The sequence below is a fragment of the Rhodococcus sp. P3_B8 genome (assembly GCF_056402775.1).
Genome location: NZ_JBFUGT010000033.1, coordinates 35,800 through 52,055, shown reverse-complemented (window position 1 = coordinate 52,055; position 16,256 = coordinate 35,800). Strand labels below are relative to the sequence as shown.

General features: G+C 66.2%; 14 protein-coding genes. 3 read left to right on the top strand and 11 right to left on the bottom strand.

The genetic code is table 11. The features are described from left to right. Window positions 1-45 precede the first annotated feature (45 nt). From AC1D1G_RS14825 to AC1D1G_RS14785, 9 genes are all read right to left on the bottom strand, one after another. Window positions 46-1,275 (bottom strand): MCE family protein, encoded by a 1,230-nt coding sequence (locus AC1D1G_RS14825; RefSeq protein ID WP_477952651.1) that lies wholly within the window; start codon window positions 1,273-1,275, stop codon window positions 46-48. Next, window positions 1,272-2,564, bottom strand: a complete 1,293-nt coding sequence (locus AC1D1G_RS14820; RefSeq protein WP_280778855.1) for an MCE family protein — start codon at window positions 2,562-2,564, stop codon at window positions 1,272-1,274. The genes AC1D1G_RS14825 and AC1D1G_RS14820 overlap by 4 nt, the downstream gene beginning before the upstream one ends. Continuing rightward, window positions 2,561-3,616, bottom strand: coding sequence for an MCE family protein (locus tag AC1D1G_RS14815; RefSeq protein ID WP_477952650.1), 1,056 nt, complete (start codon window positions 3,614-3,616; stop codon window positions 2,561-2,563). The genes AC1D1G_RS14820 and AC1D1G_RS14815 overlap by 4 nt, the downstream gene beginning before the upstream one ends. A 2-nt stretch (window positions 3,617-3,618) precedes the next feature. Continuing rightward, window positions 3,619-4,641, bottom strand: a complete 1,023-nt coding sequence (locus AC1D1G_RS14810) for an MCE family protein (protein ID WP_477952649.1) — start codon at window positions 4,639-4,641, stop codon at window positions 3,619-3,621. After that, on the bottom strand, window positions 4,638-5,813 hold the full coding sequence (locus tag AC1D1G_RS14805) for an MCE family protein (protein WP_477952648.1): 1,176 nt from the start codon (window positions 5,811-5,813) through the stop codon (window positions 4,638-4,640). Before AC1D1G_RS14805 ends, AC1D1G_RS14810 begins: the two co-directional genes overlap by 4 nt. Window positions 5,814-5,825: 12 nt before the next feature. Next, a complete protein-coding gene (locus tag AC1D1G_RS14800; RefSeq protein WP_005244538.1) occupies window positions 5,826-6,677 on the bottom strand; it encodes an MlaE family ABC transporter permease in 852 nt (283 codons plus the stop codon). Between the two features lie 20 nt (window positions 6,678-6,697). Next, window positions 6,698-7,462 (bottom strand): MlaE family ABC transporter permease, encoded by a 765-nt coding sequence (locus AC1D1G_RS14795; RefSeq protein WP_016884001.1) that lies wholly within the window; start codon window positions 7,460-7,462, stop codon window positions 6,698-6,700. A 569-nt stretch (window positions 7,463-8,031) separates the two neighbouring features. After that, window positions 8,032-8,949, bottom strand: coding sequence for a 3-oxoacyl-ACP reductase (locus AC1D1G_RS14790; RefSeq protein ID WP_477952647.1), 918 nt, complete (start codon window positions 8,947-8,949; stop codon window positions 8,032-8,034). Between the two features lie 104 nt (window positions 8,950-9,053). Continuing rightward, window positions 9,054-9,245, bottom strand: a complete 192-nt coding sequence (locus AC1D1G_RS14785; RefSeq protein WP_005262894.1) for a ferredoxin — start codon at window positions 9,243-9,245, stop codon at window positions 9,054-9,056. A 247-nt stretch (window positions 9,246-9,492) separates the two neighbouring features. Between AC1D1G_RS14785 and AC1D1G_RS14780 the strand changes: the two genes are divergently transcribed. The 3 genes from AC1D1G_RS14780 to AC1D1G_RS14770 are packed head-to-tail and all read left to right on the top strand — an operon-like array spanning window position 9,493 to window position 13,374. Further along, a complete protein-coding gene (locus AC1D1G_RS14780; RefSeq protein WP_005244551.1) occupies window positions 9,493-10,674 on the top strand; it encodes an acyl-CoA dehydrogenase family protein in 1,182 nt (393 codons plus the stop codon). Between the two features lie 10 nt (window positions 10,675-10,684). Continuing rightward, entirely contained in the window at window positions 10,685-11,806 is a 1,122-nt protein-coding gene (locus tag AC1D1G_RS14775; RefSeq protein WP_477952645.1) for an acyl-CoA dehydrogenase family protein, read from the top strand. Next, window positions 11,803-13,374, top strand: a complete 1,572-nt coding sequence (locus tag AC1D1G_RS14770) for a long-chain-fatty-acid--CoA ligase (RefSeq protein WP_477952644.1) — start codon at window positions 11,803-11,805, stop codon at window positions 13,372-13,374. Before AC1D1G_RS14775 ends, AC1D1G_RS14770 begins: the two co-directional genes overlap by 4 nt. 41 nt (window positions 13,375-13,415) lie before the next feature. Here the strand turns inward: AC1D1G_RS14770 and AC1D1G_RS14765 are convergent, their stop codons facing one another. Continuing rightward, complete coding sequence (locus AC1D1G_RS14765; RefSeq protein WP_005262901.1) at window positions 13,416-14,531, bottom strand: NAD(P)H-dependent flavin oxidoreductase; 1,116 nt, start codon at window positions 14,529-14,531, stop codon at window positions 13,416-13,418. Then, the gene (locus AC1D1G_RS14760) at window positions 14,532-16,184 is read right to left on the bottom strand and encodes an acyl-CoA synthetase (protein ID WP_280778865.1); all 1,653 of its coding nucleotides are present in this window, start codon (window positions 16,182-16,184) and stop codon (window positions 14,532-14,534) included. Window positions 16,185-16,256 lie beyond the last annotated feature (72 nt).

The following is a 16,256-nucleotide window of genomic DNA, read 5'->3' as shown; positions in this document are numbered from 1 at the left end:
GAATCGAGAAGATGATCAGCTGAATGCGAACGAATCTCGTCATTCTCATGGCGTAGGCGCCCCTCCCAATTGCGGCGGAAGGCCCGGGATCTGCGGCAGTCCGGGTATCTGTGGAAGACCCGGAATCATCGGCGGTGCGGGTGCCGGCTTCGGAGCCGGCTGCAGGGGTGCCTGCAGGGGATTGCCCGACTGCCCCGCCACCCCGGCGAGCGATCCCACGGCGCCCTCGACGCCGCCGAGCGATCCGCCGAGGCCGGTTCCGGTCAGGAAGTTGCTGTCGACGCGTTCGTTGGTCATGTCGATCGTCATCATGAGGTTCGCGTAATCACCCTGAATCGCCTTGTCCATCGTCTTCATCGGGAACGGGTACGTGAGCATCAGGGTCAGCACCTCGGTCAGCGCGCTACCCGAGTTGGCGAGTTCACGCAGCACCGGTGTCAGGTTTGCCAGGTTCGCTTTCAGTTCCTCGCCGCTGTTCTCCACGAGACGGGAAGCGGTGTCGCTGAGCTTGCCCACCTCGACCAGCGCGGTGGTGAGGTTCTGCCGTTGGGTGACGAGCACTTCCAGCGCGGGCGGGATGCCGTCCAGCGCCGCGTCCAGGGTGGCCTTCTGCTCGTTGACGGTGCCCGCCAACCGGTCGAGTCCCTCCATCGCGCCGATGATGTCGCCGCGCTGCTGATCCAGGCTCGTGACGAGCTGGTCGAGCTGCGGGAGAAGATCCCGGATCGAGTCCTCCCGGCCACCCAGTGCGGCGTTGAGTTCCTGGGTGATGTCGTGGATCTGGGCGATGCCGCCACCGTTGAGCACCACCGACAGTGACGACAACGTCTGCTCGGTGGTCGGGTAGGCGCCCGCCCGCTCGATGGGGATCACGTCGCCGTTCTCGAGCCGGCCTTCGGGCTCGGCGTCGGTCGGCGGAGCCAGTTCGAGGTGCTGTGAGCCGAGGAGGCTGGTCTGGCCGATCTTGGCCGTCGCATTGGCAGGCAGTTGGACGTCGCCGTTGATCGAGACGGTGACCAGTGCATGCCAGTCCTGCACGTCGATGCCCGTCACCGAACCCACCGTCACGTCGTTCACGCGGACCGGCGAGTTCTGCGACAGCGTCGTGACATTGGGCATCTGGATCTCGACCGTGTACGCGTCGTCGCCCTGTCCCTCGGTGCCCGGCAGGGGAAGCGAGTTCAGCCCTTCCCACTCGCACCCGGTCAGGGTGAGGGACAACGTGATCGCCACAGCCGCGATGGCGCCGCGACGCACCCGTGTGCGCTTCGTCATCGCCCACCTCCCGGCTGCAGCAGATCGTTGAGGTCCTTGGGCACGGCGACGGTCGGCATCCCGGCGAGGGCCCCGGTCATCGGCGGCGCGGACCGCGGGGGTACGGAGGCCCCGAGGCTCGGCGGCGTGAATTCGATCTGGTCGGGGAATGCGTTCACCCCCGTCGTCGGGTTGGTGAGGATGGGCAGGTAGTTCGCCGTCAGCGAGTTCAGGACCGGCGACAGGTACTGCGTGCACAGGTCCGCGCTTCGGTTCGCCTCATTGGCCTGCAGGCTCTGGATGGCACCGCACATGAAGTTCACCGGGTTCCCGAAGTTCGCCATCGCGACCGCACCGACCAGTGATCCCTGCGCCGGCTTGTAGATGTTGCTGAAGTTGGCCAGCGCCGTGGGCGCGACGTGGAGCACCTGCTCGATCTGCGGCCTCTTGTCGGCGAGCACCTGGGTGGCGTCGGCCAGGCGGCCGACCTGCTCGCTGAGGCTTGCCCGGTTCTCCACGACGAACCGGTTGACGTCGCCGAGCGCGAGGTCGAGATCGTTCAGCGCGGTTCCGAGTTCGTCGGAGTTGGTGGCGAGCATGTTCGACACCGACGCAAGCCTGCCCTCGAACTGGACGATCTGCTCGTTGCTCGACGACAGTGCGGCCACGAACGTCTGCAGGTTGCGGATGGTGGAGAACAGGTCGGTCCGGCCGTCGGACAGGGTCCGCATGGTCTCCGACAGTTCCCGCAGCGTGTTCCGCAACGACTCTCCGTTGCCGTCGAGATTGTCGGCGGCGGTGTCGATGAACGTGCCGAGCGAGCCCTGCGGGTCGGCGCCCTGCGGTCCGAGCGCCTCCGACAGCTTGTTCAGCTCGGTCTTGATCTCGTCCCACTCCACCGGGACGGCGGTGCGCTCCACGGGGATGCTCGCGCCGTCGCCCATCGTCGGCCCACCCGCGTAGACGGGTGTCAGCTGCACGAACCGTCCCGACACCAGGCTGGGTGCGACGATGACGGCCTTCGCGTCCGCCGGGATGTCGACGCTCTTCTGCACGTTCATCGTGACCCGTGCGAAATCGGCACCGGGCTCGATCGAGTCGATCGTCCCCACCTTCACACCGAGGACGCGGACGTCGTCGCCCGAATACAGCCCGGTGGTCGTCGGGAAGTACGCGGTGATCGTGTTCTGGAAGAGCTTGGGCACGAACATCACTGCGGCGCCCACGATCAGCACCACGACGACCGCGGCGACGCCGCCGCGGATCAGCCACTTCTTCCGCGTGTTGGTGATTTCCGGGTTCGTCGTCATCGCGGCGGTTCCCTCAGCTCGATGGACGGACCTGTCTGCAGGTAGGCCTGGAGGTCGTTGGGGAGGTGCTCCGGCCACGTCACCGCGTCGCTGAGCCCCTGGAACAGGTTGCCGATGCCGATGTTGTAGACGTACGCCATGAAGAACGGACCGCTACCGACCGATTCCCCGAGCTGAGTGGCGTACGGCGCGAGGCCGTCGAGAGCCTGCGAGATGTTGTCCTTGTTCCGCTGCAGGACGTCGACCACCGAGTTCAGCTTGTCGAGCGTCGGTTTCATCTGCTCCTCGTTGTCCTGGACCAATYCCGTGAGCTGCCGGGACACCGCGGAAATGTTCACGATCAGCTGGCTGATCGCCGTGCGGCGACGGTCGAGCTCGCCGAACAGCTGGTTCCCGTCGACGATCAGCGAGTTGATCTGCCCGCTGCGCTCGGCGAGGATTCCGGTCACGTTCTCGGCACGCGAGAGCAGCTGTCGCAGCGTCTCGTCCCGCGAATTGATGCTCTCCGACAACCGGGTCAGGCCGTCCAGTGCGGTGCGCAGCTCGGGCGGTGTGTTCTCGAGAGCGCCGGACATCGCGTTCAACGCGTTGTTGACCTCGTCGGTGTCGAGCTCGGACACGGTGTTCGACAGGTCGCCGAGCGCGTCGTTGAGGGAGTACGGAGAGTTGGTGCGTTCCAACGGAATCGTCGACCCCACCGGCATCGTCTCGTACCCGAGCGGGGTGACGGCCAGCGACTTGCGCCCGAGAACGGTGTTGGTCTTGATGTTCGCCTCGGTGGCGTCGCCCAGGACGATGCCGTCCTCGATCGTGAACCTGACGAGCACGTGCTGCTCATCGAGTTCGACGTCGGCGACCTTCCCGACGTCGACGCCGGCGAGCGTCACCGCGTCGCCGGTCATCAGCCCACCCGCGTCCTCGAAGTAGGCGGAGTACTGCGTTCCGCCCGAAAGGAATTGCAGCTGATCGTATTGCAGGGTCGCGATCACGATCATGCTCGCGATGGCGACACCGATGATTCCCACCTGTACGGGATTACGTTCGCGTTTCATGGCTACGGTGCACACCTCCCTGCCGTCTGACCGCCCGGCATGTTGAGGAGCAGATCCGATCCGTCCGGGCCGGAGAACTTGAACTTGACCGTGCAGACGTACATCTGGAAGAAGCTGCCGTACGTGCCGATGCGGATGAGCCGCCGGTAGGCGTCGGGCAGATTCTGGAGCACCCAGTCGAGGTCGTCCTCCCCCGCCTGGAGCTGAGTTGCGGTGCGATTGGCCTCGGCGATCGTGCTCTGCAACGGTGGCCGCACACCTTCGAGCAGATTCGCGAGATCCCCCGTCGCCCCGGCGATGCGGGGAATGGCGTCACCGATCTGATCGCGGTCCTGGGACAGCCCGCTGACCAGCTGCTGCAACTGGTCGAGCGTCGACCGGAACTGATCGCCGCGGTTGTTGATGGTGCCGAGCACCTGGTTGAGGTTCGTGATCACCTCACCGATCAACTGGTCCCGGTCGGCGAGGGTGTTCGTGAACGAACTCGTGCTGCCGAGGAGCGAGACGAGCGTTCCGCCCTGCCCCTGGAACACCTGGACCAGCGCCTGGGACAGATCGTTGACCTGCTGAGGGTCCAGTGCCCGCAGCAACGGTTTGAACCCACCCAGCAGAAGGTCGAGATCGAGTGCGGGAGAGGTGTTCTCAACGGGGATGGATCCACCGTCCGGCAGGGGTTCCACCGATCCGGCGCCTTCGAGAAGTTCCATGTACCGGTCGCCGACGAGATTCTCGTACCGCACCGTGGCCTTGGTCCCGTCGAACAGCGAGTACTTGGTGTCGACGGTGAAATCGACGTCGGCGAGATTGTCGTCGTCGATGCTCACCTTCTCGACGGCTCCGACCGGAACGCCGGCGATGCGCACCTTGTCGCCGGGCTTGAGGCCGGACACGTCCGTGAACGTGGCGTGGTAGCCGTCGGAGCTGCTGAACCGATACTGGCTGAACACCAGGGCGAGTCCGGCGAAGATCACCGACATCACCGTCGCGAAGATCAACAGCTTGACCGTGGTCGCTCGCACTGTCACTGCCCACCCTGCCCGGGGTACACACCCGCGAACAGCAGCTGGAACACCTTGGGCAGGTGCACCTGGACTTCCGTCGACGGCACGAACGGCACCGTTCCGGTGTCGGCCACGACGAAGTTCGCATGCTTGCTGAGATCAGGATTGGGAAGGCCGTGGCAGTTCGGCCCACCTGTCGCATTCACTTTCGGCAGGTCCTTCGGATAGGTGTACGGCTCCTGCCCGTACATGAAGCTGGCGCTCAGCGCGATGCCCGGCTGATTGCCACCGATGAGCTGTTCGGCGAGGGGGATCACATTGTTCAGGCCGACGATGAAGCAGGAGATCTCGGGCGAGTACTCGGCCAGCAGATCCGTCGTCGGGAGCAACAGGTCGAGGGAGGAGTTCAGGTTCTGCTCGTTCTCGGTCAGTACGGTGTTGGCCGTGTCGGCCAGCCCGGTGACGTTGAGCAGCACGGCATCCAGGTTGTCCTGTTCGTCGACGACCGTGCCGCTGGTGGCCGTCGCGTTGTCGAGCACTCGCAGCAGATCCGGTGCGGTGTCGGCGTACACGTCGGTGACCTGCGCGGCCTTCGTGAAATCTTCCTGCAGCTGAGGCAGACTCGGATTCATCTTCGCCAGGTAGCTGTCGCTCTGCTCGAGCAGGGCGCCGAGTTCCTCGCCGCGTCCGCGCAGCGCCGACGAGATGGCCCCGAGGGTGGCGTTGAGCTTCTCCGGCTGTACCTGGGCCAGCACGTCGGACAGGTGTTGGAAGACCGTGTTGAACTCGACGGTGACGTTGTCGGACGCGATGACGTCCCCTGCCTGCAGAGGGGTGGACGACGGGTTGTCCGGCATCACGAAGTTGACGTACTTGGCGCCGAACACGGTGGTGGACTTGATCTCCACGGTGGCGTTGGAGGGAATCAGCGACATCATGTCGGGATACATCGCCAGTTTCAGCTCGGCGCCGTCCGTCACGTGTTCGATGGAGCCGACGCGGCCGACCTCGACACCGAGGAGCTTGACCTTGGCGTCGGGTTCCATCACCAGCCCGGAGCGATCCGACGTGACGGTGACGGGCGTGGTCTCGCTGAAGGTTCCGTTGAACATGGCCAGTGACACACCGATGATCGCGAGAAGACTCACCACGAGGACGAGTGCCGCGAGCTTCTTCTTCCCACCCGAATCAGTCATCTACCGGCACTCCTATCCCGAAAGGTTGAAGTTGCCGGACCCGCCGTAGATGGCGAGCGAGATGAGCAGGGTGACGGTGACGACGGCGATCAGCGAGGAGCGCACCGCGTTGCCGACGGCCACACCGACGCCGACCGGACCGCCCGAGGCGTTGAAACCGTAGTAGGTGTGGATGAGCATGATCGCGATCGCCATGACGATGGCCTGCGCGAACGACCACAGGATGTCCGTGGGTATCAGGAACGTCGAGAAGTAGTGGTCGTACACGCCGGACGACTGGTCGTACAGCACCACCGTCGCGAACCGGCTGGCCATGAACGACGCGATCACCGCCAGGGCGTACAGCGGGATGATGGCGATCATCCCCGCCATCACACGTGTGCTGACCAGGTACGGGATCGACGGGATCGCCATCGTCTCCAGCGCGTCGATCTCCTCCGAGACGCGCATGGCGCCGAGCTGGGCGGTGGAGCCGGCGCCGATGGTGGCCGCCAGCCCGATGCCCGCGATGACCGGCGCCGCGATACGCACGTTGATGAAGGCCGCGAAGAAGCCGGTGAGGGCCTCGACGCCGATGTTGCCGAGCGAGCTGTACCCCTGTACCGCGATGGTGCCGCCGGTGAACAGGGTCAGGAAGCCGACGATGACGACCGTTCCGCCGATTACCGCGAGCGCACCCGTGCCCATGCTGATCTCGGCGATGAGCCGCAGCGTCTCCTTCGGGTAGTGCATCAGGGCGCGGGGAGCCCATCCGATGGCACGCGCGAAGAACAGCGCCTGCTCACCGAGCCGGTCGATCGAGCGGGACGCCGACGCGAACCGTTTGCGAGTTCGGGGAAAGCGCCCGGCCGCCGCTAGTGCCATCTACTCCACCACCATGTCGATCACCCTGCCGTCAGCTTGATGCCGACGGCGGTGACGAGAACGTTGACCACGAACAGGGCCATGAACGAGAACACGACGGTCTGGTTGACGGCGTCACCGACGCTCTTCGCGCCACCCCGGACGTTCAGGCCGAGGTAGGCGGCGACGAGACCGGCGATCATGCCGAACAGACCGGCTTTGACTTCCGAGATCACGAGCTCCCCGAATCCGGTGAGCAGGGTGATGCCGTTGACGAACGCACCCGGGTTGACGTCCTGGATGTAGACCGAGAAGACGAAGCCGCCGAGGATGCCGATGGTGCAGACCAGCCCGTTGAGCAGGAGCGCCACGGCGGTCGACGCCAGCACTCGTGGCACGACCAGGCGGTGGATCGGATTGATGCCCAGCACCCGCATCGCGTCGATCTCTTCGCGGATGGTGCGGGCGGAGAGGTCTGCGCAGATGGCGGTGGCGCCTGCACCCGCCACGATGAGCACGGTGACGATGGGGCCGACCTGGGTGACGGTGCCGAGAGCGGCGCCAGCGCCACTGAGGTCGGCGGCGCCGATCTCGCGGAGGAGKATGTTGATCGTGAAGCTCACCAGGACGGTGAACGGGATGGCCACCAGCACGGTGGGCACCATCGAGACCCGGGCGACGAACCACGCCTGGTCCACGAACTCGCGACGCTGGAAGGGCCTCGAAAAGACTGCCCTCAACGTTTCGCCCGACATCGTGAAGAACCCGCCGACCGCACGCAACGGCACCTCGAGGAGGTCTACCATCCGTCCTCCTCGTCCATGATCTCGCCCAGCACCGACTGTCAGTTCGAGCCCAGCCCCCCCAGCGGTCTGTGACTCAGGTCATATTAACTAGAACGTGTTCACCTGTCAAAGGTGGTCGCTCATCAGCATGAATCGTCCCACATTCAGCACGTCCCGAGGGCCGAATTCGACCGAAACGCCGGGCGTGTCTCCGCCCGATCGGATCCGACGATTCGCGCCGAGCGAGAAGGCCGAGGCGTGGACTTAAGAGGTTATAGCACAAGAACTTTGAGCGAATTTCGTCACGTACCGACGACCGTCGAAATCGTCGCCGACCTCGGTTCCGGGCGACCGCGTGAGGAGGCCGGCCCCGGACCAGCTGGGCACGCTCGATCGAACTGCTCGACGACAGCAGAACTAGAACACGATCTAGTCATATCCGGCACACCACTCGAACACCCTCCACGGTCACCCGGCCCCCCGTTCCGCCGCTCTTCAGTTGCCTTCAGTATCGCCCATCGCGGGGGCATTACCTGCGGAAACGATACGGAAACAACCTTCGTGTCGGTTCTTCGGCCCCAGGACGCAGATCAGCCCAGTTCGCGTAGCGCCGCGGAGGCCGAGAACATCGCGGCAGGATCCCGATCCCCGAAGTAGTTCCCGAGCTCCGCCGCGAGCGCGCCGGGTGTCCACCGACCGTCCGCGGCGTCGAAACGCCGCTCCACGACCGGTGCCGCCATCAACGCCACCATCGGGCCGTAGACGACGAAGACCTGGCCGTTCACGGAGTCGGCGGCGGGCGATGCGAGATACGCGACGAGCGCGGCCACATGCTCGGGCGACAACGGGTCGACCCCCTCGGCCGGCGCCTCTCCGAAGACGTTCTCCGTCATCGACGTGCGGGCGCGGGGGCAGATCGCGTTGGCTCGGACGCCGTACCGGGACAGCCCACGGGCCACCGACAGCGTGAGCGCCGTGATGCCTGCTTTGGCGGCGCCGTAGTTCGCCTGCCCCTCGGGGCCGAGCAGTCCCGCCTCGGACGAGGTGTTGACGATGCGCCCGTATACAGRCGCACCGGCCTCCTTGGACTTGCCCCGCCAGTACGACGCGGCTGCGCGGCACAGCAGGAAGTGGCCGCGCAGATGAACCTTCAGCACCAGGTCCCAGTCCTCGTCGGACATGTTGAACAGCATGCGATCCCGCGTGATGCCCGCATTGTTCACCAGGATGTCGAGGCTGCCGAGCCGGCTCTGCGCCGCCTCCATGATCGCGTCGGCGGTGGACCGTTCCCCGATGTCGCCGGCCACGAACTCGACCTTCGCGCCCAGGCCCCGGATCTCCTCGAGCGTGGCCTCCACGGCGTCGTTCGCAACCAGGTCGTTGACGACGACGGACGCACCCGCGCGGGCCAGTGCGATCGCCTCGTACTTCCCGAGGCCGGATCCGGCGCCGGTCACGACGGCGACCTTGCCGTCCACGTTCACATCGCGGTCAGCCACAGCATTCATGAACACGCTCTCCTGGTTCTGTGCACTCGCCGCAGGTCGCGAACCACGACACGGCGGTAGGTCGACGTCACTGTAGAACGTGTTCTCATTCCGGGCAACAATCCTCAGGGGTGCTCAGTGAGCGCGGCCCTCGGACACTGGGCGATCGCCGTACGCACGTCTTCCTCCCGGTCAGCGGGAGGAACGGCACTCGAAATGTGCAGCTGATCGTCGTCGTCGAGCTCGAAGATGTCGGGTGCGATCCCCACGCACACACCATTGGCCTCGCAACGGTCGAAATCGACTCTGACCTCCATGGCAACCCTCACTTCTCCTCGTCTCGTCACTCGCGGATCCGGGTGCCGCCGGGCTGCGGCGCACTCCGTTCCTGCGATAACACTAGAACCTGTTCCAGTCGTGTGCAATGATTCGTTCCACGACTGCGAGCACGCCTACCGGGCACGCTCCGGGGCCGGCCGGGGCCGACTCCGCGAATGCACCGCAGAGACTGGAACCTGTGCCAGATTTCAGCTGCTTCCGCTCTCGGACTGGAGAGGTATTTCGATGCACATCACCTACACACCGCAGCAGCAGCAGCTGCGGGAAGAGCTGCGCGCGTACTTCGCGAAGCTGATGACGCCGGAGCGTCGAGAGGCACTGGCCGCCACCACCGGCGAATACGGCGAGGGCAACGTCTACCGCGACGTCGTCGCTCAGATGGGCAAGGACGGCTGGCTGACGCTCGGGTGGCCCAAGGAGTACGGCGGCCAGGAACGGTCGGCCATGGAGCAGCTGATCTTCACGGACGAGGCCGCCATCGCCGGCGCCCCGGTCCCCTTCCTCACCATCAACTCGGTGGCGCCGACGATCATGCACTTCGGCACCCCCGAGCAGAAGGCGTTCTTCCTGCCCAAGATCTCGGCCGGCGAACTGCACTTCTCCATCGGCTACTCCGAGCCCGAAGCGGGCACCGACCTCGCCAGCCTCCGGACCACCGCCGTCAAGGACGGCGACGACTACGTCATCAACGGCCAGAAGATGTGGACGAGCCTGATCGCCTACGCCGATTACGTGTGGCTGGCGTGCCGCACCGATCCCGAAGCCAAGAAGCACAAGGGCATCAGCATGCTGATCGTCCCGACCACCGCCGAAGGCTTCTCGTACACCCCGGTCCACACGATGGCGGGTCCGGACACGAGCGCCACCTACTACCAGGACGTTCGGGTTCCGTCGTCCGCGCTGGTCGGCCCCGAACACGGCGGCTGGGCACTGATCACCAATCAGCTCAACCACGAGCGCGTCGCCCTGACCTCCGCCGGGCCGGTCCTCACCGCCCAGCGTGAAGTGCGCGAATGGGCGCAGAACACCAAGTTGCCGGACGGGCGCCGCGTCATCGACCAGGAATGGGTGCAGATCAATCTGGCCCGGGTCCACGCCAAGGCCGAGTACCTCAAGTTGATGAACTGGGAGATCGCCTCGTCCACCGACCACGCGCCGGGCCCGGAGGCGGCGTCGGCCAACAAGGTCTACGGCACGGAGTTCGCCACGGAGGCGTACCGGCTGCTGATGGAGATCCTCGGGCCTTCGGCCACGCTGCGGCAGAACTCCCCCGGTGTCCTGCTCCGCGGGCGACTCGAACGGATGCACCGGTCGTCACTGATCCTCACCTTCGGCGGCGGAACCAACGAGGTGCAGCGCGACATCATCGCCATGACCGCCCTCGGCCTGCCCCCCGCGAAGCGTTAGGACTACGACAATGGACTTCACCCCCACCGAGGCCCAGCAGGACCTGGCCGGCCTCACCCGAGGAATCGTCTCGGACCTCGTCACCAACGACCGGCTGCGCGAACTCGACAACGCGGAGGACCGCCTCGATCGCCGCCTGTGGTCCGCGCTCGCGTCGTCCGGTGTCCTGAGCGCCGCGCTGCCGGAGTCGGTGGGCGGCGACGGTTTCGGCGTCCTCGAGCAGTGCAGCATCCTCGTCGAACTGGGCCGCGCCGTCGCGCCGGTGCCCTATCTGTCGTCGATCGTGATGGCGGCAGGCGCGATCGCGAAATACGGGACCGAGCAGCAGCGGTCCGACTGGGGTACTCCGGCCGCGTGTGGAGAGAAGATCCTCACCGTCGCCCTCGACGAGGAACTCAACGACACTCCGGGTGCGCCCGTCACGCGTGCCGAACGCGGCGCGGACGGCTGGACCCTCGACGGCACCAAGATCGTCGTCGACGCGGCGCCGTCCGCCGACCTCTTCCTGGTCCCGGCAACTACCCCGGACGGTGTAGCCGTCTTCCTCGTCCGCCCCGACGACGCCGGAGTGACCGTCACCCGCCAGCAGACCGTCGACCTGGCCAGCACCGGTGAGGTGACCCTCCACGGAGTGTCGCTGGCCGAGGACCGCGTGCTCGGCGCCGCCGACCAGGGCGGCGAGATCGTGGACTGGCTCGTCGAGCGCGGCTCGCTCGGCGCCTGCGCGTACCAGTACGGCGTCCTCGACGAAGCCCTCAAACTCACTGCGGCCTACGCCCGCGAGCGGGTGCAGTTCGGTCGGCCCATCGGCAGTTTCCAGGCCGTGGCCCAGCGACTCGCCGACGGCTACATCGACGTGAAGGGCGTCCGGCTCACGCTGTGGCAGGCGGCGTGGCGGCTCAGCGAGGGCCTGCCCAGCGAAGGCGACATCCAGACCGCCAACTTCTGGGCGTCCGACGCCGGACACCGGGTGGCCCATACCCTCGTCCACGTCCACGGTGGCGTCGGACTCGACGAGGACCACCCCGTGCATCGGTACTTCCTCGCGGCCAAGGCACTCGAATTCCGGCTCGGTTCGGCCACGCAGCAGTTGCGGATCCTCGGCGCCGAACTGGCCACCGTCCCGGCATGACCGCCACACTTGCGCGCACGGTATCGGACCTGCTCCTGGGCGTCGCAGAATCCGACGCGCAGGGCCTGTACTTCGAGGACCGGTTCCTGTCGTGGTCCGAACACGTACGCGCGAGCCTGCGGCGCGCGGCTGTCCTCGACGACCTGCTCGATGCACAGCGGCCCCGGCACTTCGGTGTGCTGATGGACAACGTCCCCGAGTTCTCGCTCCTCGCCGGAGCGGCGGCGCTGTCCGGCGCCGTCCTCGTGGGGCTCAACACCACTCGACGCGGGGCGGCACTGGCCCGCGACATCGCGCTGGCCGACTGCCAGGTGGTCTTCACCGAATCCGGGCGGTCCGCGCTGCTGGACGGTCTCGACCCCTGCGTTCCCGTCGTCGACGTGGATTCACCGGACTGGTATGCCCTGCTCGCCGGCGAGCGCCCCGAATTCACGCCGAGGGCCGCCGCGGCCGAAGACCTGTTCATGCTCATCTTCACGTCGGGCACGAGCGGCGATCCGAAGGCGGTGCGCTGCACCCACGCGAAGATCACCGGCCCCGGCATCATGCTCGCCGAACGCTTCGGCCTGACCCCGGACGACGTCGTCTACATGTCGATGCCCATGTTCCATTCCAACGCCATGATGGCGGCGTGGTCCGTGGCGCTCGCGGGACACAGCTCGATTGCGCTGCGCCGCAAGTTCTCCGCGTCGAACTTCCTGTCCGACGTGCGGAAATTCGGCGTCACGTACGCCAACTACGTCGGAAAGCCGCTGTCGTATGTGCTGGCTACCCCGGAAATGTCCGACGACGCCGACAACACGTTGCGGGTGATGTACGGCAACGAGGGGTCCGCGCCCGCGGTCGCGGCGTTCTCGCGCCGCTTCGGCACCGCGGTGGTCGACGGATTCGGCTCCACCGAGGGCGGTGTCGCCATCTCCGGCGGCCCCGAGGCGCCGGCAGGCTCCCTCGGCAAGCTCCCCGAGGGCATCGCGATCCTCGACCCCGAGACCGGCAGGCCCTGTCCCCCGGCCGAATTCGATTCCGCCGGCCGGGTGCTCAATGCCGAGGCCGCGACCGGCGAACTCGTCAACGTCGCGGGATCGGGGGCGTTCGCGGGCTACTACAACAATCCCGAGGCCGACGCCGAGCGGATCCGCGACGGCAAGTACTGGAGCGGCGACCTCGCGTACCGGGACGCCGACGGGTTCGTGTACTTCGCGGGACGTAGTTCCGGATGGTTGCGCGTCGACGGCGAGAACATCGGTTCGGCGCCCATCGAACGCATCCTGATGCGGTACGACGGCTTCGCCCAGGTGTCGGTGTACGCGGTGCCCGATCCCGACGTCGGGGACCGGGTGATGGCGGCCGTCGTCCCGACGCGTGACTTCGATCCCGTGGCCTTCACGAGCTTCCTCGACGCGCAGTCCGACCTTGGTCCGAAGCAACGCCCGAGTCTGATCCGGGTGTGTGCCGAGTTCCCGCGGACCGCCACGTTCAAGGTCCTCACCCGCGTGTTGAGCGCCGAGGCCGCCGAGTGCACCGATCCAGTGTGGGTCCGCGAGGGAACCGGCTACTCCCCCAGGTGAGTGGCAAAGTGTGCTGACGCATACTTTGCCACTCACATCGGCTATCGGAAGCTGTCGAGGCGGGACACCGCCGAGTCGAAGCCCTTGACGAGTTCGTCCATCACCTCGGCCACCGGACGGATCTCGTTCATCCGGCCGACGATCTGTCCCACCGGCATCGCGACGACATCCGGGTTCTCCGACGCGGCGATCCGCTGATGTGCCTCGCTGACCAGCAGATTCTGCAGCGGCATCGGCAGCGGCGCCGGTGCATCCGGCTTCGACCAGGCGTCGGTCCACTTGGTCTTGAGCAGGCGCGCGGGCTTACCCGAGTAGATCCGGGACCGCACCGTGTCGGCGGACGTCGCACCGAGCAGGGCGCGCTGGATCGCCGACGGCCCCTCGGATGACGCGCTGCCGAGTTTGTACTCGGAGGTGGTGAGCCAGTACGACCCCATCCACACCCCCGCCGCCCCCAGCGACAGCGCAGCGGCGACCTGACGTCCGCTGCCGATACCGCCGGCCGCGAGGACCGCGGCGGAATCACCGATGGCATCGACGATCTCGGGAACCAGCACCATCGACGCGATCTCACCGGTGTGCCCACCGGCCTCGTACCCCTGCGCGATGACGATGTCGACACCGTTCGCGACGTGCCTGCGCGCGTGCTCCACGGCGCCGGCCAGCGCGGCCACCGGAACGCCCTTCTCGTGGGCCTGGTCGATGACATCCTTCGGCGGCGAACCGAGGGCGTTGGCGATCAACGCAATTCGATGATTCAGGGCGACGTCCACATGCGAGCGCGCCACCGAGTGCAGCCAGCCGAGCACACCGGTCGCGTGTTCGGCGCCCGAATCCAATGGCGGCACCCCCAGCTCGGCCAGGGTCCGGTCGACGAACGCGCGGTGTTCCGCGGGGATCAGCGACTCGAGGTCCACCGACGTGCCCTCGGTGGGAACCTTCGCAGGCATCACGATGTCGACACCGTACGGCTTGCCGTCGGTGTTCTCGTCCATCCACGACAGGACGGCCTCGAGTTCCTCGGGGTCGTTGAACCGGACGCAACCGAGCACACCCAGACCGCCGGCCCGGGAGATCGCCGCAGCCACGTGCTCGGAGGGAGTGAACCCGAAGACCGGGTACTCGATGCCGAACTTCTCGCTCAAACTGGTGTGCATTTACGCGCCTTTGCTTTCGGGCGAGCCGTTGCCGTTGTGGTCGTCGGCCGGTCGGGTCTCGGTCTGTTCCTTGGCCCAGCGGTAGTCGGGCTTACCCGCCGGCGAGCGCTTGATCTCGTCGACGAACCAGAGGCTGCGCGGAACCTTGTATCCGGCAATCTCCTTGCGTGCCGCGTCGGCGATCTCGTGCAGGCTCGGGCGCGCCCCGCCTCGGGCCTGGATGACGGCGGCGACGCGCTGGCCGAACCGTTCGTCGGGGATGCCGACCACGATGGCGTCGAACACGTCGGGATGCGACTTGAGCGCGCCCTCGACCTCCTCGGGGAAGATCTTCTCGCCGCCGCTGTTGATGGACACCGACCCGCGGCCGAGCATCGTCACCGTGCCGTCCGCCTCCACCTGCGCGAAGTCGCCGGGGATGGAGTAGCGGATGCCGTTGATCTCCTTGAACGTGGCTTTGGTCTTCTCTTCGTCCTTGTAGTAGCCGATGGGGATGTGCCCCTTGCGCGCCAGGATGCCGATCACGCCGGAGCCGGGTTCGACCGGGTTGCCGTCCTCGCCGAGGACGGAGGTGGACGCGTCGATCTTCACCGTCGGGCCGCCGCCGTGCGAGTCACCCTTCGCGACCACGCTGAGGCCGCCGAAACCGGTCTCGGACGAACCGATGGAGTCGGTGATCATCCGGTTGGGCAGCAGTTCGAGGTACTTCTCCTTGATGCTGGGCGAGAACAGCGCCGCCGAACTCGCCATCAAGAACAGCGAGGACAGGTCGTAGGGTTCGCCGCTCGCCTTGTCGCCCTCCACCAGCGCGTCGAGCATCGGTCGTGCCATCGCGTCGCCGGTGATGAAGATGAGGTTGACCTTGTGCTGATCGACGATCCGCCACACGTCGTGGCCGTCGAATTCGGGGTGCATCACGCACTTTCCGCCGCCGAACAGACTCTGGAACACCGCCCACTGGCTGCCGCCGTGGATCATCGGCGGGATCGGGAAGCGGGTCATGCCGGGGCTCTCGGCGCCCAGCTTCGCGAGGTCCCACTCGTCCTCGACGTATTCACCGGTCATGAAGTTGATGCCGCCGCCGAGCACCCGCCAGACGTCCTCGTGACGCCACATGACGCCCTTGGGTTTGCCGGTGGTGCCACCGGTGTAGAGCATGTACAGGTCGTCGCCAGTGCGCTCGCCGAAGTCGCGGTCGGGGGAACCCTGCGCCAGTGCGGCCTCGTATTCGATGCCCTCGTAGTCGAGATCGGTGCCGTCCTCGACCACGACGGTGGTCTTCAGGAGCGGCGTCTCGGGGAGCACGTTCGCCACCTTGTCGGAGTAGCGGCGCTCGTGAACGAGCGCGACCATGTCCGAATTGTCGAAGATGTATTGCAACTCGTTCTCGATGTACCGGTAGTTGACGTTCACCATCACGGCACGGATCTTGAAGACCGCCACCATGGCCTCGATCGCCTCGATCGTGTTCCGGCAGTAGATGCCCACTTTGTCGCCGGGCTGGACACCCTGTTCGCGCAGGTAGTGGCCGAGGCGATTGGCCCTCTCCTCCATCTGCGCGTACGTCACTTCCCGGTCGTCGGACACCAACGCGACGCGGTCCGGAACGAGGTCGATTGCATGCTCTACGAGGTCTGCGATATTAAGGGCCACGTCAACAAAGTAGAACGTGTTACCGTTTCTGGCAAGACCCAATTTGAGAGCCAGCTCACACACCCTTCGGGA

Bases quoted from the DNA above. Each gene is read 5' to 3' on its own strand.
- AC1D1G_RS14825 (WP_477952651.1), bottom strand. From the start codon at position 1,275: ATGACGAAGCGCACACGGGTGCGTCGCGGCGCCATCGCGGCTGTGGCG.
- AC1D1G_RS14820 (WP_280778855.1), bottom strand. From the start codon at position 2,564: ATGACGACGAACCCGGAAATCACCAACACGCGGAAGAAGTGGCTGATC.
- AC1D1G_RS14805 (WP_477952648.1), bottom strand. From the start codon at position 5,813: ATGACTGATTCGGGTGGGAAGAAGAAGCTCGCGGCACTCGTCCTCGTG.
- AC1D1G_RS14800 (WP_005244538.1), bottom strand. From the start codon at position 6,677: ATGGCACTAGCGGCGGCCGGGCGCTTTCCCCGAACTCGCAAACGGTTC.
- AC1D1G_RS14785 (WP_005262894.1), bottom strand. From the start codon at position 9,245: ATGGAGGTCAGAGTCGATTTCGACCGTTGCGAGGCCAATGGTGTGTGC.
- AC1D1G_RS14780 (WP_005244551.1), top strand. From the start codon at position 9,493: ATGCACATCACCTACACACCGCAGCAGCAGCAGCTGCGGGAAGAGCTG.
- AC1D1G_RS14775 (WP_477952645.1), top strand. From the start codon at position 10,685: ATGGACTTCACCCCCACCGAGGCCCAGCAGGACCTGGCCGGCCTCACC.
- AC1D1G_RS14770 (WP_477952644.1), top strand. From the start codon at position 11,803: ATGACCGCCACACTTGCGCGCACGGTATCGGACCTGCTCCTGGGCGTC.
- AC1D1G_RS14765 (WP_005262901.1), bottom strand. From the start codon at position 14,531: ATGCACACCAGTTTGAGCGAGAAGTTCGGCATCGAGTACCCGGTCTTC.